The 402-nt window shown below is 44.5% G+C and carries 1 protein-coding gene; it reads right to left on the minus strand.

What is annotated here, in order from left to right:
* Nucleotides 1-375 (minus strand): hypothetical protein (locus V0R37_RS21855; RefSeq protein WP_420376523.1); only part of this gene is annotated, 375 nt, incomplete at its 3' end.
* Between the last annotated feature and the right edge of the window lie 27 nt (nucleotides 376-402).

Consider the following 402-nt stretch of genomic DNA (forward strand, 5'->3'; position numbering starts at 1 on the left):
CAACCACCACCACTTATAAGTGCCCCCATGAAAACTTGCTGTCGCCACAGGGTCTCCTACGAACTTATAGTACGCGCGAATATCTGTATCGAACTTGTACAAGGGTACAAGGCGTAAGTTCGCTGTAATGACATCCGTACGAGGATTCTTGGTATCATAGTACTCTGTGCGCTGAGCCCTTGCCGCTGTGTACGCAATATCATTCAGCACATTACCATCAGAGCCCTTATTAACATCATAAGATGCATCAATACCGTATTCGTCCTGATATAACGGTAAATGTCGTGTATCACAGAACTTATATCCACGAAATCCGTAAGACCCACTACTCCCAACGACTAACTTACATTCAGTCTCATTAGGATAATATCGCATGTACAACTCCGCTGATTTCAGACGGCT

The sequence above is a fragment of the Pollutimonas rozaliensis genome (assembly GCF_048751585.1).
In the GTDB taxonomy this organism is placed as follows: domain Bacteria; phylum Pseudomonadota; class Gammaproteobacteria; order Burkholderiales; family Burkholderiaceae_B.